General features: G+C 71.2%; 19 protein-coding genes. 15 read left to right on the top strand and 4 right to left on the bottom strand.

Annotated elements, in window-relative coordinates; all coding sequences use genetic code 11:
- The first annotated feature begins 32 nt into the window (after nt 1-32).
- Nucleotides 33-3656, top strand: a complete 3624-nt coding sequence (smc, locus tag ACFV9O_RS04595; RefSeq protein ID WP_385412206.1) for a chromosome segregation protein SMC — start codon at nt 33-35, stop codon at nt 3654-3656.
- A 220-nt stretch (nt 3657-3876) separates the two neighbouring features.
- Nucleotides 3877-5304, top strand: coding sequence for a sugar porter family MFS transporter (locus tag ACFV9O_RS04600; RefSeq protein WP_385412207.1), 1428 nt, complete (start codon nt 3877-3879; stop codon nt 5302-5304).
- A gap of 39 nt (nt 5305-5343) precedes the next feature.
- On the opposite strand, the gene ACFV9O_RS04605 is transcribed toward ACFV9O_RS04600, so the two are convergent.
- Both ACFV9O_RS04605 and ACFV9O_RS04610 read right to left on the bottom strand, forming a co-directional pair.
- On the bottom strand, nt 5344-6315 hold the full coding sequence (locus ACFV9O_RS04605) for an LLM class flavin-dependent oxidoreductase (protein ID WP_385412210.1): 972 nt from the start codon (nt 6313-6315) through the stop codon (nt 5344-5346).
- A gap of 60 nt (nt 6316-6375) precedes the next feature.
- On the bottom strand, nt 6376-7821 hold the full coding sequence (locus tag ACFV9O_RS04610; RefSeq protein ID WP_385412213.1) for a cytosine permease: 1446 nt from the start codon (nt 7819-7821) through the stop codon (nt 6376-6378).
- Between the two features lie 139 nt (nt 7822-7960).
- Between ACFV9O_RS04610 and ftsY the strand changes: the two genes are divergently transcribed.
- Nucleotides 7961-9187, top strand: a complete 1227-nt coding sequence (ftsY, locus tag ACFV9O_RS04615) for a signal recognition particle-docking protein FtsY (protein WP_385412216.1) — start codon at nt 7961-7963, stop codon at nt 9185-9187.
- A gap of 373 nt (nt 9188-9560) precedes the next feature.
- On the opposite strand, the gene ACFV9O_RS04620 is transcribed toward ftsY, so the two are convergent.
- Nucleotides 9561-10226 (bottom strand): bifunctional DNA primase/polymerase, encoded by a 666-nt coding sequence (locus tag ACFV9O_RS04620; RefSeq protein ID WP_385412219.1) that lies wholly within the window; start codon nt 10224-10226, stop codon nt 9561-9563.
- Between the two features lie 439 nt (nt 10227-10665).
- Between ACFV9O_RS04620 and ACFV9O_RS04625 the strand changes: the two genes are divergently transcribed.
- From ACFV9O_RS04625 to ftsH, 6 genes are all read left to right on the top strand, one after another.
- The gene (locus tag ACFV9O_RS04625) at nt 10666-12141 is read left to right on the top strand and encodes a hypothetical protein (protein WP_385412221.1); all 1476 of its coding nucleotides are present in this window, start codon (nt 10666-10668) and stop codon (nt 12139-12141) included.
- 416 nt (nt 12142-12557) lie between these two features.
- Nucleotides 12558-13916 carry an ammonium transporter gene (locus ACFV9O_RS04630; protein ID WP_385412223.1) on the top strand — a complete coding sequence of 453 codons (1359 nt, stop codon included), beginning with the start codon at nt 12558-12560 and terminating at the stop codon, nt 13914-13916.
- On the top strand, nt 13913-14251 hold the full coding sequence (locus ACFV9O_RS04635; protein ID WP_101390346.1) for a P-II family nitrogen regulator: 339 nt from the start codon (nt 13913-13915) through the stop codon (nt 14249-14251). Before ACFV9O_RS04630 ends, ACFV9O_RS04635 begins: the two co-directional genes overlap by 4 nt.
- A gap of 14 nt (nt 14252-14265) precedes the next feature.
- Complete coding sequence (locus ACFV9O_RS04640) at nt 14266-16716, top strand: [protein-PII] uridylyltransferase (RefSeq protein WP_385412225.1); 2451 nt, start codon at nt 14266-14268, stop codon at nt 16714-16716.
- Between the two features lie 110 nt (nt 16717-16826).
- Complete coding sequence (ffh, locus tag ACFV9O_RS04645) at nt 16827-18377, top strand: signal recognition particle protein (RefSeq protein WP_385412226.1); 1551 nt, start codon at nt 16827-16829, stop codon at nt 18375-18377.
- Between the two features lie 221 nt (nt 18378-18598).
- Nucleotides 18599-20509, top strand: a complete 1911-nt coding sequence (gene ftsH / locus ACFV9O_RS04650; RefSeq protein ID WP_385412228.1) for an ATP-dependent zinc metalloprotease FtsH — start codon at nt 18599-18601, stop codon at nt 20507-20509.
- Between the two features lie 196 nt (nt 20510-20705).
- On the opposite strand, the gene ACFV9O_RS04655 is transcribed toward ftsH, so the two are convergent.
- Nucleotides 20706-21554 (bottom strand): methyltransferase domain-containing protein, encoded by an 849-nt coding sequence (locus tag ACFV9O_RS04655; protein ID WP_385412230.1) that lies wholly within the window; start codon nt 21552-21554, stop codon nt 20706-20708.
- Nucleotides 21555-21765: 211 nt separating this feature from the next.
- Here ACFV9O_RS04655 and proS point away from each other — a divergent pair, with 211 nt between their 5' ends.
- The 6 genes from proS (at nt 21766) to trmD (ending at nt 26427) form a co-directional block, all read left to right on the top strand.
- Complete coding sequence (proS, locus tag ACFV9O_RS04660) at nt 21766-23181, top strand: proline--tRNA ligase (RefSeq protein ID WP_385412232.1); 1416 nt, start codon at nt 21766-21768, stop codon at nt 23179-23181.
- 289 nt (nt 23182-23470) lie between these two features.
- The gene (locus ACFV9O_RS04665; RefSeq protein WP_385412234.1) at nt 23471-24064 is read left to right on the top strand and encodes a hypothetical protein; all 594 of its coding nucleotides are present in this window, start codon (nt 23471-23473) and stop codon (nt 24062-24064) included.
- Between the two features lie 228 nt (nt 24065-24292).
- Nucleotides 24293-24736 carry a 30S ribosomal protein S16 gene (rpsP, locus tag ACFV9O_RS04670; protein WP_385412237.1) on the top strand — a complete coding sequence of 148 codons (444 nt, stop codon included), beginning with the start codon at nt 24293-24295 and terminating at the stop codon, nt 24734-24736.
- A 2-nt stretch (nt 24737-24738) separates the two neighbouring features.
- The gene (locus ACFV9O_RS04675) at nt 24739-24978 is read left to right on the top strand and encodes an RNA-binding protein (RefSeq protein ID WP_215097147.1); all 240 of its coding nucleotides are present in this window, start codon (nt 24739-24741) and stop codon (nt 24976-24978) included.
- A 79-nt stretch (nt 24979-25057) separates the two neighbouring features.
- On the top strand, nt 25058-25606 hold the full coding sequence (gene rimM, locus ACFV9O_RS04680; RefSeq protein WP_385412240.1) for a ribosome maturation factor RimM: 549 nt from the start codon (nt 25058-25060) through the stop codon (nt 25604-25606).
- Nucleotides 25606-26427 (top strand): tRNA (guanosine(37)-N1)-methyltransferase TrmD, encoded by an 822-nt coding sequence (gene trmD, locus ACFV9O_RS04685; RefSeq protein ID WP_385412241.1) that lies wholly within the window; start codon nt 25606-25608, stop codon nt 26425-26427. Before rimM ends, trmD begins: the two co-directional genes overlap by 1 nt.
- Nucleotides 26428-26495: the final 68 nt, after the last annotated feature.

Genomic DNA, 26495 nt, shown 5'->3' on the forward strand with positions numbered 1-26495 from the left:
GAAACCGAGACCGAAAGGTAGAGTCCTCGGGCGTGCATCTCAAGGCCCTGACCCTGCGCGGGTTCAAATCCTTCGCGTCCGCCACGACGCTGCGTTTCGAGCCGGGCATCACGTGTGTCGTGGGGCCGAATGGCTCAGGCAAGTCCAATGTGGTGGACGCGCTGTCGTGGGTCATGGGCGAGCAGGGTGCCAAGTCGCTGCGCGGCGGCAAGATGGAGGACGTCATCTTCGCCGGGACGACCGGGCGCCCTCCGCTCGGCCGCGCCGAGGTGTCCCTGACGATCGACAACTCCGACGGTGCGCTGCCCATCGAGTACGCCGAGGTCACCATTACGCGGATCATGTTCCGCAACGGCGGCAGCGAATACCAGATCAACGGCGACACCTGCCGATTGCTGGACATTCAGGAACTGCTCTCCGACTCGGGTATCGGGCGGGAGATGCACGTCATCGTCGGGCAGGGGCAGCTCGACTCGGTCCTGCACGCGGATCCGATGGGACGCCGTGCGTTCATCGAAGAGGCGGCCGGGGTCCTCAAGCACCGCAAGCGGAAAGAGAAGGCGCTGCGGAAGCTGGACGCGATGCAGGCGAACCTCGCCCGTGTCCAGGACCTGACCGACGAGCTGCGGCGGCAGCTCAAGCCGCTGGGACGGCAGGCCGCGGTGGCGCGGCGGGCCGCCGTCATCCAGGCCGATCTGCGCGACGCCCGGCTGCGCCTCCTCGCCGACGACCTCGTACGGCTGCGCGAGGCGTTGAAGTCCGAGATCGCCGACGAGGCCGCGCTGAAGCAGCGCAAGGAGGCCGCGGAAGCTGAGCTCAAGGCCGCGCTGGCACGCGAGGCGGAGCTGGAGGACGAGGTACGGCGGCTCGCGCCGCGGCTGCAGCGCTCCCAGCAGACCTGGTACGAACTGTCGCAGCTGGCCGAACGGGTGCGGGGCACGGTGTCGCTGGCCGACGCACGGGTGAAGAGCGCGACGTCGGCGCCCACGGAGGAGCGGCGCGGCCGGGACCCCGAGGACATGGAGCGCGAGGCCGCCCGGATCCGCGAGCAGGAGGCGGAGCTGGAGGCAGCATTGGAGGCGGCTGAGCGCGCCCTGGACGACACCGTCGCGCACCGCGCCGAACTGGAGCGCGAGCTCGCGGTCGAGGAGCGCCGGCTGAAGGACGTGGCGAGGGCGATCGCCGACCGGCGCGAGGGCCTCGCACGGCTGAACGGGCAGGTCAACGCGGCCCGTTCGCGCGCGGCCTCGGCCCAGGCGGAGATCGGCCGGCTGGCGGCGGCCCGCGACGAGGCACAGGAGCGGGCGGCCTCCGCGCAGGAGGAGTACGAGCAGCTCAAGGCCGAGGTCGACGGCCTGGACGCGGACGACTCGGCCCTGGCGGACCAGCATGACGCGGCCAAGGGCGAACTGGCGGAGGCGGAGGCCGCGTTGGCCGCGGCCCGCGAGGCGGCCACCACGGCGGAGCGCAAGCGCGCCGCCCTCGCGGCCCGCCACGAAGCCCTCGCCCAGGGCCTGCGCCGCAAGGACGGCACCGGCGCACTCCTGGGGGCCCGCGACCGCCTCACCGGCCTGTTGGGCCCCGCTGCCGAGCTTCTGACGGTGACCGCCGGCTACGAGATCCCGGTCGCGGCGGCACTCGGCGCCGCGGCGGACGCGATCGCGGTCACGGACCCGTCCACGGCGGCAGAAGCGATCCGGCTGCTCCGGAAGCAGGACGCGGGGCGCGCGTCCCTTCTGCTGTCCGTCCCTGCCCAGGGCGGGCCGGAGCGGGGCGAACCGGACGGCGGACCGGGGGAGGGACCGGTCGGTGCCGCGGCTTCCGTCCCGGCCCAGGTGTCCGGCGCCCACGGCCACCCCCCTCGTGTCGTCGACCTCGTGCGCGGGCCGCGCGAGTTGATGCCCGCAGTGGAGCGGCTGGTGCGGGACATGGTGGTCGTCGGGACGCTCGAGGACGCCGAGGATCTCGTCCAGGGCCGGCCCGAGGTGACCGCGGTCACCGCCGAAGGCGATGTGCTCGGCGCGCACTTCGCGCACGGAGGGTCGGCGGGGGCGCCCAGCCTGCTCGAGGTGCAGGCGGCCGTCGACGAGGCCGCGGCGGAGCTGGAGGAGCTGGCCGTACGGTGCGAGGAGCTGGCCGGGCACCAGCAGGAGGCCGCGGCGCGGCGCACCGAGTGCGGCCGGCTCGTCGAGGAGTTGGGGGAGCGGCGGCGCGCGGCCGAGAAGGAGAAGGCCGGGGTCGCGCAGCAGCTGGGGCGGCTCGCCGGGCAGGCACGCGGCGCCGCAGGGGAGGCCGAGCGCACGGCCGCTGCGGCCGCCCGCGCCCAGGAGGCGCTGGAGCAGGCGCTGTACGAGGTGGAGGAACTCGCCGAGCGGCTCGCCGTCGCCGAGGAGACCCCGGTCGAGGAGGAGCCCGACACGTCCGTACGGGACCGGCTCGCGGCCGACGGCGCCAACGCCCGCCAGACCGAGATGGAGGCCCGCCTCCAGGTCCGTACCCACGAGGAGCGCGTCAAGGGGCTCGCGGGCCGCGCCGACGCGCTCGACCGCGGGGCGCGCGCCGAGCGCGAGGCACGGACGCGCGCCGAACAGCGGCGCGCCCGGCTCCGCCACGAGGCCGCGGTGGCCGGGGCCGTGGCCAGTGGCGCGCGCCGGCTCCTCGCCCATGTCGAGGTCTCCGTCGTACGCGCGGAGCAGGAGCGGACCGCGGCCGAGGCCGCCAAGTCGGCCCGCGAGCGGGAGCTGACGGCCGCCCGGTCCGAGGGCCGCGAGCTCAAGAGCGAGCTCGACAAGCTCACCGACTCCGTCCACCGCGGCGAGGTGCTCGGCGCCGAGAAGCGTCTGCGCATCGAGCAGCTGGAGACCAAGGCCCTGGAGGAGCTCGGCGTCGAGCCCGCGGGCCTCGTGTCCGAGTACGGCCCCGACCAGCTCGTACCGCCGTCGCCGCCCGCGGAGGGCGAGGAGCTCCCCGAGGACCCGGAGCATCCGCGGAACCAGCCGCGGCCCTTCGTCCGTGCCGAGCAGGAGAAGCGGCTGAAGTCCGCCGAACGGGCGTACCAGCAGCTCGGCAAGGTGAATCCGCTCGCCCTCGAGGAGTTCGCGGCCCTGGAGGAACGCCACAAGTTCCTCTCCGAGCAGCTCGAAGACCTGAAGAAGACCCGTGCCGATCTCCTCCAGGTGGTCAAGGAGGTCGACGAGCGCGTCGAGCAGGTCTTCACGGAGGCGTACCGCGACACCGCACGGGAGTTCGAGGGTGTGTTCTCGCGCCTCTTCCCGGGCGGCGAGGGGCGCCTCGTCCTGACCGACCCCGACAACATGCTCACCACGGGCGTCGACGTGGAGGCCCGTCCGCCCGGCAAGAAGGTCAAGCGGCTGTCGCTGCTGTCCGGTGGCGAACGTTCGCTGACCGCCGTGGCCATGCTGGTGTCGATCTTCAAGGCCAGGCCCAGTCCCTTCTACGTCATGGACGAGGTCGAGGCGGCTCTGGACGACACCAACCTCCAGCGGCTGATCCGGATCATGCAGGAGCTCCAGGAGAGCTCCCAGCTGATCGTGATCACGCATCAGAAGCGGACGATGGAGGTCGCGGACGCACTGTACGGCGTGTCCATGCAGGGTGACGGCGTTTCGAAGGTCATCAGCCAGCGGCTTCGCTGAGCACGGTCACCTCACCTTCACTCGATCTTCAACACTTGAATCCAAATGGAGAGGGCTCCGGGGTTCTATCTCAATAGCCCGGGTGTTGACTTCGAAACTTGAAGGAATAGTCTCTGCAACGTTGCTTTTACCTTCAAGTGGTGGGCGGCGTGATCTTGTGCGCCACTGGAAGGGCTCGCCCCACAACGTCCGGCGCCGCCGGGCGGCCCCAGGAGTACACGTGACCAGCACACCGCAGGCGCAGGCACCCGAAGGCCGTAAGGCCAGGCCGGAGCATCTCAGCCACGTCATCTTCATCGCGGCGGCTGCCGCGATGGGCGGCTTCCTCTTCGGCTACGACAGTGCGGTGATCAACGGAGCCGTCGTCGCGATCCGCGACCGCTTCGACGTCGGTCCCGAGGTCCTGGCGCAGGTCATCGCCGCCGCACTGATCGGCTGCGCCATCGGCGCGGCCACCGCCGGCCGGATCGCCGACCGCATCGGCCGGATCCGCGTCATGCAGATCGCCTCCGTGCTCTTCATCGCCAGCGCGCTCGGCTCCGCCCTGCCGTTCGCCCTCTGGGACCTCGCGATGTGGCGCGTCATCGGCGGCATCGCCATCGGTATGGCCTCGGTCATCGCCCCGGCCTACATCGCCGAGGTCTCCCCGCCGGTGTACCGCGGCCGCCTCGCCTCCTTCCAGCAGGCCGCCATCGTCACCGGCATCGCCATCTCGCAGTTGGTCAACTTCGCCATCCTCAATCTCGCGGGCGGGGAACAGCGAGGCAGGATCGGCGGGTTCGAGGCCTGGCAGTGGATGCTCGGCATCATGGTCGTCCCGGCCCTGATGTACGGGCTGCTCTCCTTCGTCATCCCCGAGTCGCCCCGCTACCTGATCTCCGCCGGCCGCTTCGACCAGGCCCGCAAGGTGCTCCGTGACGTCGAGGGCAAGGCGGTGAACCTGGACACCCGGGTCGCCGAGATCGAGCAGAACATGCGGCACGAGGTGAAGCCCTCGTTCAAGGACCTGATGGGCGGCAAGTTCCTCTTCCTGCCGATCGTCTGGGTCGGTATCGGCCTCTCCGTCTTCCAGCAACTGGTCGGCATCAACGTGATCTTCTACTACAGCTCCTCGCTGTGGCAGTCGGTCGGCGTCAACCCGGAGAGCTCGTTCCTCTACTCCTTCGAGACGTCCATCGTGAACATCATCGGCACGGTGATCGCGATGCTCCTCGTCGACCGGATCGGCCGCAAGCCGCTGGCCCTCATCGGGTCCGTCGGCATGTCGATCTCGCTGGGCGTCGCCGCCTGGGCCTTCTCGTACCGGAGCGGGGTCGGCAAACAGGTCTCGCTGCCCGACCTCCAGGGCGCGGTGGCGCTCTTCGCCGCCAACTTCTTCGTGCTCTTCTTCGCCCTCTCCTGGGGCGTCGTGGTGTGGGTGCTGCTCGGCGAGATGTTCCCCGGCAAGATCCGCGCCGCCGCGCTGGGCGTCGCCGCCTCCGCCCAGTGGATCGCCAACTGGCTGATCACGGTGACCTTCCCGAGCCTGTCGGACTGGGACCTGTCCGGCGCGTACGTCATCTACACGGTCTTCGCCGTGCTCTCGATCCCGTTCATCCTCAAGTGGGTGCCGGAGACGAAGGGCAAGGCGTTGGAGGAGATGGGCTAATCCCCGCTGCCCCTCTCCTCGTCACGGAACTGCCCCGGCTCAGCCCTTGAGCCGGGGCAGTACCTGTTCACAGAACAGATGGACGCTGCGCCAGCCCTCGTCGACGGGCATCCCGCCGCACAGCGGATGCAGGACGAGGCTGTCGGCGGTGAGCGAGGCGCACTCGTCCGGCGTCAGCACCCGGTACACCCCCTCCGCCCGCAGCTCCTCCACCGTCGTCGCCGACGACTTCACCGCCGAGCGGATGTCACCGGACTGCCAGGAGGCGTACGTACGCGCCTCGTGCAGGAAGTGCTCCCCGTACCGCGCCCAGGTCTCGTCCGGGTCCTCCGCGATGTGCAGCAGCGGCGTCTCGGCGGCCGGCATCATGCAGAAGCCGTCCGTGCCGTACTCCTCGCGCAGTTGGTGGTAGTACGCCTCCAGCTCCGGCAGATGGGCGCTCGGGAAGAACGGCAGCCCGCGGCGGGCCGCGCGCCGGGCCGCCGGTTTCGACGAGCCGCCGACGAGCAGCAACGGATGCGGCTGGGTGTACGGGCGCGGGGTGACCCGGACCGTACGCCCCTGGTGGGTGAACTCCTCGCCGCTCCAGGCCGCCAGGAGGGTGTCCAGGAGCCCGTCCTGGAGCGCGCCGCGGCGCTTCCAGTCGACACCGCGGGCCGCGTACTCCTCGGGCCGGTAGCCGATGCCCGCGACCGTGACCAGCCGTCCCCGGCTCAGCAGGTCGAGGACGGCGATCTCCTCGGCCAGCCGCAGCGGATCGTGCAGCGGGCCGATGATCGCCGAGACGGTGACCGCGATCCGCCGGGTCGCGCCGAAGACCGCGCCCGCGAAGGCGAAGGGGGAGGGCAGCCAGTTGTTGGCGGCGCCGTGGTGCTCCTCGGTCTGGATCGTGTCGATGCCGCGGTCGTCGGCGTACGCGGCCATCTCCAGAGCGGCCCGGTAGCGGTCCGCGAGGGACTCGGGGCTCGCCGCGGGGTCGACGAGGTTGAACCGTACGACTGTGAAGGCCATGACGAGACATCCCCCTCCGCCGGGTGCCGGTAGCGAAGAGGGACGTTAGCTGACGTGGTGTCAGATGGAAACAGCCGCGGGCTCGCGCTCTTCCACGGGATCCGCCGCGGCGGCCGTGCCCGTGCGCGGCAGAACGGCGTACAGCAGTGCCGCGACGACGATGGTCACCCCCCAGCCCAGACCGTTCTCGCCGACCCACGACGAGGCCAGCGGACCGGCGAACCAGTCGACCTTGGTGAAGAGCAGACCGACGACGAGGGCCACGCCCCACGCGGTCATCGCCTGCCAGGCGAAGCCGCCCCTGTACCAGTAGGCGCTGGTGCGTGTGGTGTCCATCAGCGCCTCGCCGTCGTACGCACGACGGCGCAGCATGTCGATGCCGAAGACGCCGATCCACGCGGAGAACGCCACGGCAAGCAGCGTCAGGAACGAGATGAACGAGCCGATGAAGCTGGTCGCCACCACCATCAGCAGGAAGCCGAAGACGAGCGAGATGACCGCGTTGACGCTGACGGCCCAGGCGCGCGGCACCCTGATGCCCAGGGTCTGCGCGGTGAAGCCGGCCGAGTACATGGACATCGAGTTGATCAGCAGCATGCCGACCAGCGCGATCAGCAGGTACGGCACCGCGATCCAGACGGGCAGCAGCTCACCGATGAACGAGACCGGGTCCTGTGCCGAGGCCAGGTCCGGGGTGGCCACCGCCATCACCGCACCCATCAGCACCATCGGCAGCACGACCACCGCCGCGCCGCCGACCGTGGAGCCGACCACCGCGCGGCTCGACGCGGTGCGCGGCAGATAGCGGGTGAAGTCCGGGCCCGACGGCACCCAGCTGATGCCGCCCGCCGCGAGGGTGCCGATACCGGCGATCATCAGCGCCGTGGAGCCGGCCGGCTTGCCGAGGACGGCCGACCAGTCGGTGGTGGCGGCCAGATGGGCGAGCACCAGCACCGAGAAGCCGCCGAAGAGGTACGTCGACCACTTGCTGCACACGCGCAGCGCGTTGATGCCGAGCCCGGAGACCAGGAAGGTCGCGGCGACGAAGACGAGGAGGGTGGCCACGATCAGCGCGGTGCCGGACCGGATGCCGAAGAGCAGATCGAGCACGGTCAGCAGCGCGTAGGCGCCGGTGACGGCGTTGATGGTCTCCCAGCCCCAGCGGGCCACCCAGATCAGGGAGCCCGGGAAGAGGTTGCCGCGCTGGCCGAAGACCGCGCGGGAGAGCGCCATCCCCGGTGACCCGCCGCGCTTTCCGGCGAGGGAGATCAGTCCGACGATCCCGTACGAGACGACCGGTGCCGTGACCCCGACGACCAGGACCTGCCAGATGTTGAGTCCGTTGAAGACGACCAGGCCCGCGCCCATGGTGAGCAGCAGCACGCTGATGTTCGCGGCGACCCAGGTCGGAAAGAGTTCGCGGACGTGGCCGGTGCGCTCGCCGTCGGGGACGGGCTCGAGGCCGCGGGTCTCTATCGCGCCTTCGGATTCGGAGGCGTGGGGCATGGAAGAGGCTCCGTACGGGGTGGCAGGAAGAGTCAACTATCGTACGTTCCCCCCAAAAGGTTCAAATCGCGGGCACATATCTTGTGTGATCCTCCGAGAACGCTTCCCGGTGCCGGGCGTGGCCGATACTGGACGCGTTATGGAATTCGTCATCCTTGCTGTAGTCATCGCTCTGGTCGCGGTCGGCGCGATCAGCGGGCTCCTGGTCAGCAGCCGCCGCCGCAAGAAGCAGCTGCCGCCGTCCGCCCCCTCGAGCACGCCGACCATCACCGCTCCGCCCGCCGAGCCGCACGTCGGTGAGGAGGCGGAGACCCCGCGGGAAGAACCACGTCGCACCATCGAGGAGGTCGACCTCCCCACGGCCGAGGAGGCCGTGCAGACCCCGGCGGCTGTCGAGGACCCGGTCGTCGCCGCGCCCGAGGCGCCCGCGATCGAGATCCCGGAACCGACCGCGGGCCGTCTCGTCCGGCTCCGGGCCCGGCTGGCCCGCTCGCAGAACACGCTCGGCAAGGGGCTGCTGACCCTGCTGTCGCGCGAGCACCTCGACGAGGAGACGTGGGAGGAGATCGAGGACACGCTCCTCACCGCCGACGTCGGTGTCGCCCCGACGCAGGAGCTGGTCGAGCACCTGCGTGAGCGCGTGAAGGTGCTGGGCACGCGCACGCCCGAGGAGCTGCGCGGACTGCTCCGTGAGGAGCTGCTGCGGCTGGTCGGCACGGAATTCGACCGCGCGGTGAAGACCGAGAACGGTTCGGAGACCCCGGGCGTCGTGATGGTCGTCGGCGTCAACGGCACCGGCAAGACCACGACGACGGGCAAGCTGGCGCGGGTGCTGGTCGCCGACGGCAAGTCGGTTGTCCTGGGCGCGGCCGACACGTTCCGCGCCGCCGCCACGGATCAGCTGCAGACCTGGGGCGATCGGGTCGGCGCGCGCACGGTCCGCGGTCCGGAGAACGGGGACCCGGCCTCGGTCGCGTACGACGCGGTCAAGGAGGGCATCGCCGAGGGTGCGGACGTCGTCCTCATCGACACGGCGGGCCGCCTCCACACGAAGACCGGCCTCATGGACGAGCTCGGCAAGGTCAAGCGCGTCGTGGAGAAGCACGGTCCGCTGGACGAGGTCCTCCTCGTGCTCGACGCGACGACCGGCCAGAACGGTCTGGTCCAGGCGCGCGTCTTCGCCGAGGTCGTCGACATCACCGGCATCGTCCTGACCAAGCTCGACGGCACGGCCAAGGGCGGCATCGTCGTGGCGGTCCAGCGCGAGCTGGGCGTCCCGGTGAAGCTGATCGGCCTGGGCGAGGGGCCGGACGACCTGGCGCCGTTCGAGCCGGAGGCGTTCGTCGACGCGCTGATCGGCGACTAGGTCCTGTCCGCTCGATCAGGCCGGATCGGTGAGCGGGGTCTGGAGCATGGGGTCTTCCCAGGCCCGCAGGGCATGGGGGACGAATCGCAAGGCGGAGGTGGGGTCCCCCCACCTCCGGGGGTCCCCGTGGAGGTGGGGGGAGAAATCGACGCGGTGGGGGCACCTCCCGTGGCCGTAGGGCTACGGGGGAGTCGGTGACCGGCGACAACACAGCGAGGTGCGGTGCCAGGGCACGCGAGCCCGGCAGGATCGGCCCGACAGGACCTGGCGGTACTACGTGGGGGCGCCTCCCCCGTACCCACGGCCCCGCGCCCGCCCTCGGCGGCGCGGGGCCGGTTTCGTGCGGGCGCTCAAGCGCGGACGGGCGGGAACGTCACGCCGTCGCGGACCGGTGGCAGATGTACGCCAGGGTGCCCAGGAGGAGGCGGGCCTGGGGCGGGGTGGCGGTGGTGTCCAGTGACGGCGGGCGGAGCCAGTACGAGGGGCCGAGGCCCGCGTGGTCCGAAGGGGGCGCCGTGATGCAGGCGCCGGGCTCCAGGCAGTGGAGGTCCAGGTCCGCGTCGTCCCAGCCCATGCGGTAGAGCAGCTCGGGGAGCTCCGACGACGCACCCGGCGCCACGAAGAACTGTGCACGGCCCGCCGGCGTCGCGCAGACCGGGCCGAGGGGCAGACCCATCCGTTCCAGCCGGACCAGCGCGCGACGCCCCGCCGCGACCCCGACCTCCAGCACGTCGAACGTACGCCCCACCGGGAGCAGGATCGACGCCCCTGGCACCTGCGCCCACGCCTTCGTCGCGTCGTCGAGCGTCGCCCCGGCCGGCACCTCCGGCGCGAACTCCAGGGGATGCGCCCCCGGCGCCGCGCACGAGGAATCCCCGCACGAGCAGCGTCCCGCCGATGCCCTGGCGCCCGGGACGACGTCCCAGCCCCAGAGCCCGGTGTACTCGGCCACCACTGTGCACTCCGTCGCGCGGCCGCGGCGCCGTGAGCCGGTCCGGATCTCCCGGACGCCCCGGCTGCCGCCGATCGTGAAGCCCATGCCCCCTCCAACGGGTCGAACTCGCCGGTGGTTACGACCCGGAGTTTTCCAGTGACGCTGAGTGTCCACCGGTCCGGCATCGGCCGGACCCGGCGGCGTCCCGCGGCACTCGGGGTGGTGCGTCCGGGTCCGCGCGCCCTGGCACGCAACGCTCCGCCCACTCCTGCTCGTCGCATGTCAAGTGAATCGCGCCTGGCGCCCGGCGAGTTCATTCGAAGGGGTGGCGAATGGTGGCGATTATGGAATCGCCATGGCCGGAGCGGTGATCGTAGGATTACTTTCGGTACACGAACCCTGGAAATCTCCGAACTCGCGGGTATGCCGGAGGCAAATCGATTTCCCGTTCGATGGAGTGCAAGCTCCCTACGGAGGGCGGCAACTCACGGCATTCTGGTACGGGTTCGTGCGACGAAGGCATCATCCGGATGGGGGCATTCCAGTGAGCGGCAACGGCGCAGACGGTACGGCAACCGGCAAGCGCCCCAACGAGCAGCTGGGCTCGTGGTTCATGCGCAGTGGCTGGTCGAAGGGCGAGCTCGCACGCCAGGTGAACCGCAGGGCGCGCCAGATCGGCGCGCACCACATCAGCACGGACACCTCGCGCGTGCGCCGCTGGCTCGACGGCGAGCAGCCCCGTGAGCCCATCCCGCGCATCCTCTCCGAGCTGTTCTCCGAGCGCTTCGGCAGCGTCATCGCCATCGAGGACCTCGGACTGCGCACCGCGCACCAGTCGCCCTCCGTCTCCGGAGTCGACCTGCCCTGGGCCGGCCCCCAGACCGTCGCCCTGCTCAGCGAGTTCTCGCGCAGCGACCTGATGCTGGCCCGCCGCGGCTTCCTCGGCACCTCGCTCGCGCTTTCCGCGGGCCCCGCCCTCATCGAGCCCATGCAGCGCTGGCTCGTTCCCAGCCCCGCCGCCGAGCCCGGACCGTCCGGGCCAGCGGCGGCCGTCCGCCGCCCCTCCCGGCTCTCCAGGCCCGAGCTCGACCTGCTGGAGTCCACGACCGCGATGTTCCGCCAGTGGGACGCCCAGTGCGGCGGCGGACTGCGCCGCAAGGCGGTCGTCGGCCAATTGCACGAAGTGACCGACCTGCTCCAGGAGCCCCAGCCCGAGGCGACGGCCACACGGCTCTTCAAGGTCGCCGCCGAGCTGGCCGAGCTGGCCGGCTGGATGAGTTACGACGTGGGCCTGCAGCCCACCGCCCAGAAGTACTTCGTCCTCGCCCTGCACGCCGCCAAGGAGGCCGGCGACAAGCCCCTCGGCTCGTACATCCTCTCGTCCATGAGCCGCCAGATGATCCACCTCGGCCGGCCCGACGACGCCCTGGAACTCATCCACCTCGCGCAGTACGGCAGCCGCGACTGCGCGACCCCGCGCACCCAGGCGATGCTGTATGCGATGGAGGCCCGTGCGTACGCCAACATGGGCCAGCCCAGCAAGACCAAGCGGGCCGTCCGCATGGCCGAGGACACCTTCGCCGACGCGCTCGAGGCCGGTGAGCCCGAGCCCGACTGGATCCGCTTCTTCTCCGAGGCCGAGCTCAACGGCGAGAACGCCCACTCCTACCGCGACCTGGCCTACGTCGCGGGTCGCAGCCCCACCTACGCCTCGCTCGCCGAGCCCGTCATGGAGCGCGCCGTCGAGCTCTTCCACGACGACACCGAGCACCAGCGCTCGTATGCACTGAACCTCATCGGCATGGCCACGGTGCATCTGCTGAAGAGGGAGCCCGAGCAGTCCACACAGCTCGCCGAGCAGGCGCTCCACATCGCCAGGCGGGTCCGCTCCGAGCGGGTCAACACCAGGCTGCGCAAGACCGTCGACACGGCGGCCAGGGACTTCGGGGACGTTGCCGAGGTCGTCCGTCTCACCGATCTGCTCACCGCCCAGCTGCCCGAGACCGCCGAGGCGGTCTGACCACGCGCCGCACCCCCGGACCCCGGCGCGACGGTCACCCACGAACAGCCCGACTCGGCCCCCCACGCCAGGTCACGTCGGGTGGCCGTCGCGACCGGCCCCCTTTTGCGTCTGAACCGGCGCCGCTCTCGCGGATGTGGCTGATCGCCGTCGTGGCTTCTCCCATGGTGGTTCCGGTTTCGGGATGGTATGCCCGTGGCCGGGTCGCGACGGGCAGTTCATGAGGGCGTAACACGCCCGACCTCTTCGTCACTGCGGCGAAACATCGAGCGGCATCGGCGGAAACCGCGGCGCGCCAATCTCATGGCGCATAACCGGCCGACTCCAAAGGCAGCCGCACCGGACCCAGCCGCACGGTTGTCCAGCCGAACAGGCTTCCCGCCCCGCACAGGCCGTACGACGACGAGGAGACGCCGATGCCTCCAGGCATCACGACGCTTGCCGCAGACGCCCCCGAGCTGTCTGCCGCGAACACCGGGTTCATGCTCATCTGTTCCGCCCTGGTGATGCTCATGACACCGGGCTTGGCCTTCTTCTACGGAGGCATGGTCCGCGTCAAGAGCACCCTCAACATGCTGATGATGAGCTTCATCAGCCTCGGGATCGTCACGATCCTGTGGGTGCTGTACGGCTTCAGCCTCGCCTTCGGCACCGACTCGGGCTCCCTCATCGGCTGGTCCTCCGACTTCGTCGGATTCGCCGGCATCGACAAGGCCCAGCTGTGGGACGGCTACACCATCCCGGTGTTCGTCTTCGCCGTGTTCCAGCTGATGTTCGCGATCATCACGCCCGCGCTGATCAGCGGTGCCCTCGCGGACCGGGTGAAGTTCACCGCCTGGGCGCTCTTCGTCGCGCTGTGGGTCACCGTCGTCTACTTCCCGGTCGCGCACTGGGTGTGGGGCACGGGCGGCTGGCTGTTCGAGATGGGCGTCATCGACTTCGCCGGCGGTACCGCCGTGCACATCAACGCCGGTGCCGCGGCGCTCGGCGTGATCCTCGTGATCGGCAAGCGCGTCGGCTTCAAGAAGGACCCGATGCGCCCGCACAGCCTGCCGCTGGTGATGCTCGGCGCCGGGCTCCTGTGGTTCGGCTGGTTCGGCTTCAACGCCGGCTCGTGGCTCGGCAACGACGACGGCGTCGGCGCGGTGATGTTCGTCAACACGCAGGTCGCCACCGCCGCCGCGATGCTCGCCTGGCTCGCCTACGAGAAGATCCGGCACGGCTCCTTCACCACCCTCGGCGCCGCCTCCGGCGCGGTCGCGGGCCTGGTCGCCATCACCCCGTCCGGCGGCGCGGTCAGCCCGATCGGTGCCATCGCCATCGGTGCCATCGCCGGTCTGCTGTGCGCCATGGCCGTCGGCCTCAAGTACAAGTTCGGCTACGACGACTCCCTCGACGTCGTCGGTGTCCACCTCGTGGGCGGTGTCGCCGGTTCCCTCCTCGTGGGCGTCTTCGCCACCGGCACGATGCAGTCCGAGGTCAAGGGCCTCGCCTACGGCGGCGGATTCGAGCAGCTCGGCAAGCAGGCCATCGGTGTCTTCGCGGTCCTGGCCTACTCTTTGATCGTCTCCGCGATCCTCGCCTTCCTGCTCGACAAGACGATCGGGATGCGGGTCAGCGAGGACGACGAGATCTCCGGCATCGACCAGGTCGAGCACGCCGAGACCGCGTACGACTTCAGCGGAGCGGGCGGTGGTGCGGGATCGCGCAAGGCCGCTCCTGCCCCCGCCGACACCGTGGCAGCCGCACCGCAGAACAAGAAGGTGGACGCATGAAGCTCATCACCGCAGTCGTGAAGCCGCACCGGCTGGACGAGATCAAGGAGGCTCTGCAGGCCTTCGGAGTCCAGGGGCTCACGGTCACCGAGGCCAGCGGCTACGGACGGCAGCGCGGCCACACCGAGGTCTACCGCGGCGCGGAGTACACCGTCGACCTCGTCCCCAAGATCCGTATCGAGGTACTGGTCGAGGACGATGACGCCGAACAGCTCATCGACGTGGTGGTGAAGGCGGCGCGAACCGGCAAGATCGGAGACGGCAAAGTGTGGAGCGTGCCGGTCGAGACCGCGGTCCGGGTACGGACCGGCGAACGCGGACCGGACGCGCTGTAGACGGGAGTTGCTGGGTGACGAGCCTCGATGTGACCACAGAAGCGGAAGACTCGGGACCCAGCGGCTACGCGGCGGCCCGGCTGCGCCTCCTCCAGGAGAAGGCGCGGTCCGGGCCGCCGCGCCGTGCCGCCCTGGCCAGGCTGACCGACGACTGGCTCTCCGCGCTGTTCACCACGGCGGCGCACGGCATCGGCGTACGCGGGGCCGCACTCGTGGCCGTCGGCGGCTACGGACGCGGCGAGCTGTCCCCGCGCAGCGACCTCGATCTCCTCCTGCTGCACGACGGCAGCGCCGACGCGGACGCCATCGCCTCACTCGCCGACCGGATCTGGTACCCGGTGTGGGACCTCGGGCTCGCCCTGGACCACTCCGTACGAACCCCCGGCGAGGCCCGCAAGACCGCGGGCGACGACCTCAAGGTGCAGCTCGGGCTGCTCGACGCCCGCGGCGTCGCCGGAGACCTGGGCCTGGTCGCCGCGCTGCGCACCGCCGTACTGGCCGACTGGCGCAACCAGGCGCCCAAGCGCCTCCCCGAGCTCGACGAACTGTGCCGCGAGCGGGCCGAACGCCAGGGCGAGCTGCAGTTCCTGCTGGAGCCCGACCTCAAGGAGGCCCGCGGCGGACTGCGCGACGCCACCGCCCTGCGCGCGGTCGCCGCGTCCTGGCTCGCCGACGCACCCCGCGAAGGGCTCGCCGACGCGCGGCGCGTGCTCCTCGACACCCGGGACGCCCTCCACCTCACCACCGGGCGCGCCACCGACAGGCTCGCCCTCCAGGAGCAGGACCAGGTCGCCGAGGAGCTGGGCCTCCTCGACCCCGACGCGCTGCTGCGGCAGGTGTACGAGGCCGCGCGGACCGTCTCGTACGCCTCGGACGTCACCTGGCGCGAGGTGAACCGCGTCCTCAAGGCCCGGTCCGTACGCCCCCGGCTGCGCACCATGCTGGGCGGCCGCCGGACTGAGCCCGAGCGCACCCCGCTCGCCGAGGGCGTCGTCGAGATGGACGGCGAGGTCGTCCTCGCCCGAACCGCCAAGCCGGAGCGCGACCCGGTGCTGCCGCTGCGGGCGGCCGCCGCCGCGGCCCAGTCCGGGCTGCCGGTATCCCTGCACGCGGTGCGCCACCTCGCCACGGCCGGCAAGACCCTGCCCGTGCCCTGGCCGGCCGAGGCCCGCGAGGAGCTCGTCACCCTCCTCGGCGCCGGCGAATCCACCGTCGCCGTATGGGAGGCTCTGGAGGCCGAAGGGCTGATCACCCGGCTGCTGCCGGACTGGGAGCGCGTGCGGTGCCGCCCGCAGCGCAACCCCGTCCACACCTGGACCGTCGACCGTCACCTCGTCGAGGCCGCCGTGCGTGCCTCGGCCCTGACCCGGCGCGTCGGCCGCCCCGATCTGCTCCTCGTCGCCGCCCTGCTGCACGACATCGGCAAGGGCTGGCCGGGCGACCACTCGGTGGCGGGCGAGACCATCGCCCGCGACGTCGCCACCCGGATCGGCTTCGACAAGCACGACGTCGGCGTGATCGCCACGCTCGTACGCCAACACCTGCTGCTCATCGAGACGGCCACCCGGCGCGATCTGGACGACCCCCACACCGTGCGCTCGGTCGCCGACGTCGTGGGATCCCTGAGCACCCTGGAACTGCTGCACGCGCTCACCGAGGCCGACGCCCTCGCGACCGGCCCCGCGGCCTGGTCCGCTTGGCGCGGCTCGCTCGTCGCCGACCTGGTCAAACGGGTCGCCGGGGTGCTCGCGGGGGAGGCCCCGGCCGAACCCGAGCCCGCCGCGCCCAGCGCCGAGCAGGAGCGGCTCGCCATCGAGGCACTGCGCACCGGCGGGCCCGTGCTCGCCCTGCACGCCCAGGCGGAGACCCCGCACCCGGACGGCGAACCGGAACCCGTCGGCGTGGAGCTGCTCATCGCCCTGCCCGACCAGCCGGGCGTGCTGCCCGCGGTCGCCGGCGTCCTCGCCCTGCACCGGCTCACCGTCCGCGCCGCCGACCTGCGCGCCATCGAACTGCCGAGCGAGGTGGGGCCGGGCGCCGTCCTCGTACTGAACTGGCGGGTCGCGGCCGCGTACGGGTCCCTGCCGCAGGCCGCCAGGCTCCGCGCCGACCTCGTACGCGCCCTCGACGGGTCGCTGGACGTCCCGGCCCGGCTGGCCGAGCGTGACGCGGCCTATCCGCGGCGGCGCGGGGTCACGGCGCCGCCGCCCCGGGTCACGGTCGCCTCCGCGGCCTCCCGGCTGGCCACGGTCATCGAGGTCCGTGCGCAGGACGCCCCCGGGCTGCTCCACCGCATCGGGCACGCCCTCGAATCGGCGGCGGTGCTGGTGCGCAGCGCGCATGTGTCCACGCTCGGCGCGAATGCCGTGGATGCGTTCTACGTCACAGGCCCCGAGGGGGCGCCGCTGCCGTCCGAGGAGGCCGCTGACGTGGCCCGTACGCTCGAAACCGCACTGCGCGGATGACGGATCACCGGCGGGCGGGTGGACAGGGGGCAGACCCCATCCCACGCGTCCGGATACCCTTGGGGGACATCTGTCCGCCCGCCCCCGAGACCTGAGGATCCGCGACCACCGTGTTCGATACCCTCTCCGACCGCCTTGCAGCGACATTCAAGAACCTCCGGGGCAAGGGCCGCCTGTCCGAGGCGGACATCGACGCCACGGCGCGCGAGATCCGGATCGCGCTGCTCGAGGCGGACGTGGCGCTGCCCGTCGTCCGCTCCTTCATCAAGCAGGTGAAGGAGCGCGCGATGGGATCCGAGGTGTCCCAGGCGCTGAACCCGGCCCAGCAGGTCATCAAGATCGTCAACGAGGAGCTCATCGGCATCCTCGGCGGCGAGACCCGCCGGCTGCGGTTCGCCAAGCAGCCCCCGACCGTGATCATGCTCGCGGGTCTCCAGGGTGCCGGTAAGACGACCCTGGCCGGAAAGCTCGGTCTCTGGCTCAAGAGCCAGGGCCACTCGCCGCTGCTCGTCGCCTGTGACCTCCAGCGCCCGAACGCCGTCAACCAGCTCGCCGTCGTCGCCGAGCGCGCCGGCGTCGCCGTCTACGCCCCGCAGCCGGGCAACGGCGTGGGCGACCCGGTCCAGGTCGCCAAGGAGTCGATCGACCACGCGAAGACGAAGGTCCACGACATCGTCATCGTCGACACCGCGGGCCGCCTCGGTATCGACCAGGAGATGATGCAGCAGGCCGCGGACATCCGTGACGCGGTCAGCCCCGACGAGGTCCTCTTCGTCGTCGACGCGATGATCGGGCAGGACGCGGTCAACACCGCGGAGGCCTTCCGCGACGGCGTCGGCTTCGACGGCGTGGTCCTGTCCAAGCTGGACGGCGACGCCCGTGGTGGTGCCGCGCTCTCCATCGCGCACGTCACGGGCAAGCAGATCATGTTCGCCTCCAACGGCGAGAAGCTGGACGACTTCGACGCGTTCCACCCGGACCGCATGGCGTCCCGCATCCTCGGCATGGGCGACATGCTCTCGCTCATCGAGAAGGCCGAGCAGACCTTCAGCCAGGAAGAGGCCGCCAAGATGGCCTCCAAGCTGGCGAGCAGCAAGGGCAAGGACTTCACGCTCGACGACTTCCTGGCCCAGATGGAGCAGGTCAGGAAGATGGGCTCCATCTCCAAGCTGCTCGGCATGCTGCCCGGCATGGGCCAGATCAAGGACCAGATCAACAACATCGACGAGCGTGACGTGGACCGTACGGCCGCGATCATCAAGTCGATGACGCCCGGCGAGCGCCAGGACCCGACGATCATCAACGGCTCGCGCCGTGCCCGTATCGCCAAGGGCTCCGGTGTCGACGTCAGCGCGGTCAAGGGCCTGGTCGAGCGCTTCTTCGAGGCCCGCAAGATGATGTCGCGGATGGCGCAGGGCGGCGGTATGCCGGGTATGCCGGGCATCCCCGGCATGGGTGGCGGCCCCGGCCGCCAGAAGAAGCAGCAGAAGCAGGCCAAGGGCAAGCGCAAGAGCGGCAACCCGATGAAGCGCAAGGCCGAGGAGCAGGCGGCCGCCGCCCGGCGCGAGCAGGCCGCTCAGGGCGGCGCGTTCGGCCTCCCGGCGGGCGGCCAGGCCAAGGACTTCGAGCTCCCCGAGGAGTTCAAGAAGTTCATGGGCTGACCTGCCAGGATCTGTCAGGACCTGCCGGAACAGCACGTGAGGAGGGCCCCGCGGTCACGGACCGCGGGGCCCTCCGCCGTGTGCCGGGCTCGCCGGGACGTCCGGCCCGCCGAGCCGCCCGGCCGGGGTGCCCGGCGCCCCGGTGGCGGGGACCGGTGATGTGTGCGGTCATGGGCAGGAGATATGGCCTGACCAGCGGAGCACCGGAGCAGGAGGGCAGCGTGGCCAATCCCGTACCCCCGCGTGACCGCACCGACCAGCCCTGGCGCTCCGAGGGGGCTCCGCCGCCGAAGAAGAAGATGCCCGGCGGCTGGCCCGGGCTGGTCCTCGCCGCGTTCGTCGTCTTCCTCGCCGCGTTCCTGGCGCTGTCGTACTTCGGCGAGAGCGAAGAGCCGACCGTCTCGTACACGGAGTTCAGCAAGCAGGTCACCGCGGGCAACGTCACCAAGATCTACGCCAAGGGCGACGCGATCCAGGGCCAGCTGAAGAACGAGCAGCCCCTCCCGGACGGCAAGGGCGACTACTCCAAGTTCACCACCCAGCGACCCGCCTTCGCCGACGACGACCTCTGGCAGCAGCTCACCCGGAAGGGCGTGACCGTGACGGCCGAGCCCGTCGTCGTCCAGCGCGGCTTTCTGTCCAATCTGCTGATCTCGCTCGCACCGATCGCCCTGCTCGTCCTCCTGTGGGTGTTCATCGCACGGCGGATGGGCGGGGGGATGGGCGCCGGGGCGCTCGGACGCAAGGCGCCGCCGAAACCCGTCGAGCTGATGGCGGGCAAGCGCACCACCTTCGAGGACGTGGCCGGGATCGACGAGGTCGAGGGCGAGCTCAACGATGTCGTCGACTTCCTCAAGAACCCGCGGGCCTACCGGGAGATGGGTGCCCGGATGCCCGGCGGTGTGCTGCTCGCCGGACCGCCCGGCACCGGAAAGACCCTGCTCGCGCGGGCCGTGGCGGGCGAGGCTGGGGTGCCGTTCTTCTCCGCCTCCGCCTCCGAGTTCATCGAGATGATCGTGGGCGTGGGCGCCTCGCGCGTACGGGAACTCTTCGCCGAGGCCCGCAAGGTCGCCCCGGCCATCGTCTTCATCGACGAGATCGACACCATCGGACGGGTCCGTGGCGGCGGGGCGGGCCTCGGCGGCCACGACGAGCGCGAGCAGACGCTCAATCAGATCCTCACCGAGATGGACGGCTTCACCGGCTCCGAAGGGGTCGTCGTGCTCGCCGCCACGAACCGCGCCGACGTCCTCGACCCCGCGCTCACCCGGCCGGGGCGCTTCGACCGCATCGTGCAGGTCAGCCCGCCCGACCGGGGCGGCCGCGAGGCGATCCTCAGGATCCACACCCGGGGGATCCCGCTCGCCGAGACCGTCGACCTCGCCCAAGTGGCCCGTACGACACCGGGGATGACCGGCGCCGAACTCGCCAACCTCGCGAACGAGGCCGCGCTGCTCGCCGTGAAGCGGCAACAGCGCCAGGTCACCCAGAGCGATCTCTCCGACGCCCTGGAGAAGGTCCAGCTCGGTGCGGAGCGGCCGCTCGTGATGCCCGCGGAGGAGCGCCGCAGGACCGCCTACCACGAGAGCGGCCACGCCCTCCTCGGCATGCTCCAGCCGGGCGCCGACCCCGTTCGCAAGATCACGATCGTGCCGCGCGGGCGGGCCCTGGGCGTCACCCTCTCCACCCCGGATGCCGACCGGTACGCGTACACGGAGGAGTACCTGCGCGGCCGCATCACCGGCGCGCTCGGCGGGATGGCGGCCGAGCATGTCGTCTTCGGCATCATCACCACCGGCTCGGAGAGCGACCTCGAGCAGGCCACCCGGCTGGTCCGGGGCATGGTCGGCCGCTGGGGCATGAGCGAACGCGTCGGCCGGCTCACCGCGATCCCGGGCGATGCACAGGAGCCGTACGGGCTCATCGCCGCTCCGGCGACGCTGGACGCGGTGGACCACGAGATGCGCCGGATCGTCGACGAGTGCTACGAGAGCGCCTGCAGCCTGCTGCGCGACAACCGGGACCGCCTGGACGCGCTCGCGGAGGCGCTGCTGGCCAACGAGACGCTGGAGGAGGCCGAGGCGTACCGCGCCGCAGGCATCCCGCGCCTCGCGAAGAACTCCACCGACTGAGCGGGCCTGTCCGGGGGTGCGTTTCAAGCCCGTCCGGCGTTCGAGGACGGACACCCGGGCCACCCGGACCGTACCGGCTTCGAAGCCCGCCCGTCCGGCCCGCGCGGGCCGTACATCGCCCACCCCCGCGCGGGCCGTACATCGCCTACCCCGCGCGGGCCGTACATCGCCCACCCTCGCGCGGGCCGTACATCGCCTACGGCGTACGCGCGATCAGGTACCGGAAGACGTTCGGCATCCACACCGTCCCGTCGGCCCGCACATGCGCGTGCAGCGCCTCCGTGATCTCCTTCTCCACCTGGGCCTGGTCCGTCGCCCGTATCGCCGCGTCGAACAGCCCCGTCGACAGCAGTCCGCGCACCGCGCTCTCCAGGTCCGCGTAGCCGAAGGGGCACGCCACCCGCCCGGAGCCGTCCGGCTTCAGCCCCGCACTGGTCGCCACGTCCTCCAGGTCGTCCCGCTTCGTGGGGCGCCAGCCCCCGCCTCCGCGCAGCCGCTCGGTGAGCCGGCTCGCGACCCGCAGCACGGCCGACGTGGCGCACCGCTCCGGCGGGCCCCAGCCCGCCAGCACGACCCGGCTGCCGCGCTCGGCGAGCGGAACCGCCGCCTCCAGCGCGGGTACGAGTCCTTCGGAGTCACCCGCCGTACACCCGATCGGCTGAAAAACCGTGATCACGTCGAACCGGGCGCGCGCGGGATCGGCCGCCTCCTCCGGGCCGCCCTCCACCAGCCGCGCCCCGGTCCCGCCGGACCGGTCGGGCTCCGGCCCGAGCAGCCGCTCGCGGGCCAGCGCGAGCCGCGACCGGTCCGTGTCGACTCCCGTGACGCGCGCCCCGCGCGCCGCGGCCATCAGCAGGGCGAGGCCCGAGCCGCAGCCGAGCCCCAGCAGCCGGGAGCCCTTGCCGACCTCCAGGTGCTCGTACACCGCCTCGTAGAGGGGCACCAGCATCCGCTCCTGGATCTCCGCCCAGTCGCGGGCGCGCGCCGCGGGATCCGCCGGGGCGGCAGCCGTACGCGGGTGGTGCCGGACGAGCGTAGGTGTCATCGAAAAGCGCCCCAATCCGCCGAGAGGTCAGCAGTGCCCTGAATGACAGCCCCCCGTGTACGTGCGCTCTTGCTCCCCCCGTATGCCAGAGAACTCCGCATCCGTCCGTACGTCCAGGGGTCGCGCCGCAAAGCCTGACGTGCCCCGGTCGTGCGCCCCCGCGCCCGGAACGATTCCCCATCCAGGGTGCAGCCGCCGTACGATTCCCGCCATGGCAAAGGCACCCGTTCTCACGCCCAGGGCCGAGGACTTCCCCCGCTGGTACCAGGACCTCATCAACAAGGCCGAGCTCGCCGACAACGGCCCGGTGCGCGGCACGATGGTGATCCGACCGTACGGCTACGGGCTCTGGGAACGGATGCAGCAGGAGATGGACGCCCGCATCAAGGAAGCCGGGGCGTCCAACGCGTACTTCCCCCTCTTCATCCCGCAGTCCTACCTGACGAAGGAAGCCGAGCACGTCGAGGGCTTCGCCCCCGAGCTCGCGGTCGTCACACACGGCGGGGGCAAGGAGCTGGAGGAGCCGGTCGTCGTCCGCCCCACCTCCGAGACGATCATCAACGACTACTTCTCCAAGTGGATCCAGAGCTACCGCGACCTGCCGCTGCTCATCAACCAGTGGGCGAACGTGGTCCGCTGGGAGATGCGCCCCCGGGTCTTCCTGCGCACCACCGAGTTCCTCTGGCAGGAGGGCCACACCGCCCACGCCACGTACGAGGAGGCCCGGGACTACGCCGCCCACATCCACCGCGAGGTCTACGCCGACTTCATGGTGAACGTCCTCGCTATCGACGTGGTGCTCGGCCGCAAGACCGCCAGGGAGCGCTTCGCCGGCGCCATCAACACCCTCACGCTCGAAGGCATGATGGGCGACGGCAAGGCACTCCAGATGGGCACGAGCCATGAGCTCGGCACCAACTTCTCCAAGGCCTTCAACACCACGTACCTGTCGAAGGAGGGCAAGCAGGAGCTGGCCTGGCAGACCTCCTGGGGCTCCTCCACGCGGATGGTCGGCGGCCTGATCATGTCGCACGGCGACGACAGCGGACTGCGGGTCCCGCCCCGGCTGGCGCCCGTCCAGGCCGTCGTCCTCGCCATCAAGGGCGACGAGGCCGTGCTGGCGAAGGTGCGCGAGATCGGCGACCGGCTGAAGGCCGCCGGCATCCGGGTCCAGGTCGACGACCGCACCGACACCCCCTTCGGCCGGCGCGCCGTGGACTGGGAGCTCAAGGGCGTACCGGTCCGGATCGAGGTCGGCCCGCGCGACCTGGAGGGCGGCACGGCGATGCTGGCCCGCCGCATCCCCGGCGGCAAGGAGCCCGTCGCCATCGACGCGCTCACCGGTCTGCTGCCCAAGGTCCTGGAGGACGACCAGGCGCTGCTTCTGAGCCAATCGCGTGAACGCCGCGAGTCCCGCACGGCCGACGTGACCACGATCGAGGAGGCCGCCGAGGCCGCGGCCGCGGGCGGCTGGGCGCGTATCCCGTGGGCGACGCTCGGCACCGAGGGCGAGGCTCTGCTGGCCGATCAGGCCGTGTCCGTACGGTGTCTGGTCACCGAGGACGGGGCGGTGCCGGACACCGACGACGCCCCCGGTACCCTCGCGATCGTCGCGCGCGCCTACTGACGCCCCGACGCCCTGACGTCCGGCGTCAGGACGCCCCGGCTCCGGTTGGCGGGGGCGCCTCCGGAGGCCCCTGAGCCCCGGGCAGGCACCCGCGCCCCGGCGTGCGGAGTCGGCTACACGCCGGGCGTACGCGTCGCTACGTACCACCTTGGTGTGAGCTGTGAGGCTTCTCCGCAGATCAGCGCACCCGCCCTCGTCAGGACGCATCAATGGCAACTGACGGGTACGTGCAAAATATTTGGGATGCCCCGGAATGGAACCCGTGAGCCGCCAGGCTCGTTATCACGACGTGAGCACGACACCACCTGTTCTCGCCGCAGAGCTGGCACAGGCGTGGGCCGACATTCAGCGGCACCACCCCGAGCTGCCGGATCTTGCCGCGCCAGAGTCCCTGATCGGAGAGTCCTCGTCCGCCTGCGGTCACGAGCTCTCCTTCGAGCGACTGCTTCATGAGGCAGTCCACGGCATCGCCGCCGCCCGAGGGGTCCGAGACACCTCCCGCGCCGGCCGCTACCACAACCGCCGGTTCCTGGCGATCGCCGAGGAGATGGGCCTGGACCACCCCGAGGAGCCGCACCCGAGCAGCGGTTTCTCGCTGGTCACGCTCAACGCCGAGGCGAAGCGGCGGTACCGACCGACGATCGAGCGGCTGCAGCGCGCCCTCGCGGCGCACTCGGTCGCGACGGCCTCCGACACCAAGCGGACCTTCCGGGGTCCGGCCGCCCGGCACGGCTCGTCCGGCGGCGGTGTGCGGGTGAAGGCGGTCTGCGACTGCGGTCGCAACGTCCGGGTGGTGCCCTCGGTCCTCGCCCAGGCGCCGATCGTCTGCGGCGGCTGCGGAAAGCCGTTCCGTATCCCGGAAGCGGTGGCCGCGGCAAGCTGAGACGGCCGCTCCCCGAGCCGCGGGGGCGGGCGCCGGGCCGTGGCCGGGAGGCCGGACGGACTCGGGTCCGACGCGCCGGATCCGTGTGGCACAATGGCTAGCTGTACTCGACAGTCGCATAGGACCCCTCTCTCCTCCGGCTGACGCGTCCATCGGGCCATCGGGTCCGCAACCCCACGCGGCATCTCGTTGTGCCCAACCACGTCAAAACCAGGAGATCCCACTCCCGTGGCAGTCAAGATCAAGCTGAAGCGTCTGGGCAAGATCCGTTCGCCTCACTACCGCATCGTCGTCGCCGACTCCCGTACCCGCCGTGACGGCCGGGCCATCGAGGAGATCGGTCTGTACCACCCGACGTACAACCCGTCGCGCATCGAGGTCGACTCGGAGCGTGCGCAGTACTGGCTGTCCGTCGGCGCCCAGCCGACCGAGCCGGTTCTCGCCATCCTGAAGCTCACCGGTGACTGGCAGAAGCACAAGGGCCTGCCGGCCCCGGAGAAGCCGCTGCTGCAGCCGGAGACGAAGGAAGACAAGCGCGCCTCCTTCGACGCCTTCGCGAAGGCGCTCGAGGGCGACGACGCCAAGGGTGAGGCCATCACCCCGAAGGCGAAGAAGACCGAGAAGAAGGCGGACGAGGCCGAGGCCGCTCCCGCCGAGTCGACCGAGGCCTGAGCATGCTCGAGGAGGCTCTCGAGCACCTCGTGAAGGGCATCGTCGACAACCCGGACGATGTGCAGGTCGCCTCGCGCGATCTGCGTCGCGGGCGTGTGCTCGAGGTCCGGGTGCACCCCGACGACCTCGGTAAGGTGATCGGCCGTAACGGCCGCACCGCACGCGCCCTGCGCACCGTCGTGGGCGCCATCGGTGGCCGTGGCATCCGTGTCGACCTCGTCGACGTGGACCAGGTCCACTGACTCGATCGAAACACCGGCGCGGGCCGGGGAGGGCTTACGGCCCGCCCCGGCCCGTCGTCGTATGACAGGAGCGTTGAGCGTGCAGTTGGTAGTCGCACGGATCGGCCGTGCCCATGGCATCAAGGGCGAGGTCACCGTCGAGGTCCGCACCGACGAGCCGGAACTGCGGCTCGCCCCCGGAGCCGTTTTGGCCACCGACCCGGCATCCGCCGGACCGCTGACCATCGAGACCGGTCGGGTGCACAGCGGGAGGCTGCTGCTCCGCTTCGAGGGCGTACGGGACCGCAACGGTGCCGAGGCCCTGCGCAACATCCTGCTCATCGCCGACGTCGACCCGGACGAGCAGCCGGAGGAGCCCGACGAGTACTACGACCACCAGCTGATGGACCTGGACGTGGTGCTCGCCGACGGCACGGAGGTCGGCCGGATCACCGAGATCTCGCACCTGCCCTCGCAGGACCTGTTCATCGTGGAGCGGCCCGACGGCAGCGAGGTGATGATCCCGTTCGTGGAGGAGATCGTCACCGAGATCGATCTGAAGGAACAGAAGGCCGTGATCGACCCTCCGCCCGGGCTCATCGACGACCGGTCCGAGATCGCCTCCGCCCGCGACGAGGACGGCGACTGATGCGGCTCGACGTCGTCACGATCTTCCCCGAGTACCTGGAGCCGCTGAACGTCTCGCTCGTCGGCAAGGCACGGGCGCGCGGCAGGCTCGACGTGCACGTGCACGACCTGCGGCACTGGACGTACGACCGGCACAGCACCGTCGACGACACCCCCTACGGCGGCGGCCCCGGCATGGTCATGAAGACCGAGCCCTGGGGCGACGCGCTCGACCAGGCGCTCGCCGACGGCTACGAGGCCGGGGCGCACGGCCCCGTGATGGTCGTCCCCACTCCCAGCGGCCGGCCCTTCACCCAGGAGCTCGCCGTCCAGCTGTCCGAGCGGCCGTGGCTGATCTTCACCCCGGCCCGGTACGAGGGCATCGACCGGCGTGTCATGGACGAGTACGCCACCCGGATACCCGTCTACGAGGTCTCCATCGGGGACTACGTCCTGGCCGGCGGCGAGGCGGCCGTACTCGTCATCACGGAGGCGGTCGCACGCCTGCTGCCGGGCGTCCTCGGGAACGCCGAGTCGCACCGCGACGACTCCTTCGCGCCCGGCGCCATGGCGAACCTCCTTGAGGGCCCCGTCTACACCAAGCCCCCTCAGTGGCGCGGACGGGACATCCCGGACGTCCTGCTCAGCGGGCACCACGGGAAGATCGCGCGCTGGCGGCGGGACGAGGCGTTCCGTCGTACGGCCGAGAACCGGCCCGATCTCATCGAGCGCTGCGACCCGTCGGAGTTCGACAAGAAGGACCGCGAGATCCTCTCCATCCTGGGCTGGGCTCCGTCGCCCGACGGTCGATTTTGGCGACGGCCACAGGCCGTGGAAGAATAGGCCGCTGCCGTGCGTCCGGCGTGCGCCCCTGCCACAGGGGGACACGACGCCCGCTCCGACGACCCGGC

The organism is Streptomyces sp. NPDC059909 (assembly GCF_042730885.1).
GTDB lineage: Bacteria > Actinomycetota > Actinomycetes > Streptomycetales > Streptomycetaceae > Streptomyces.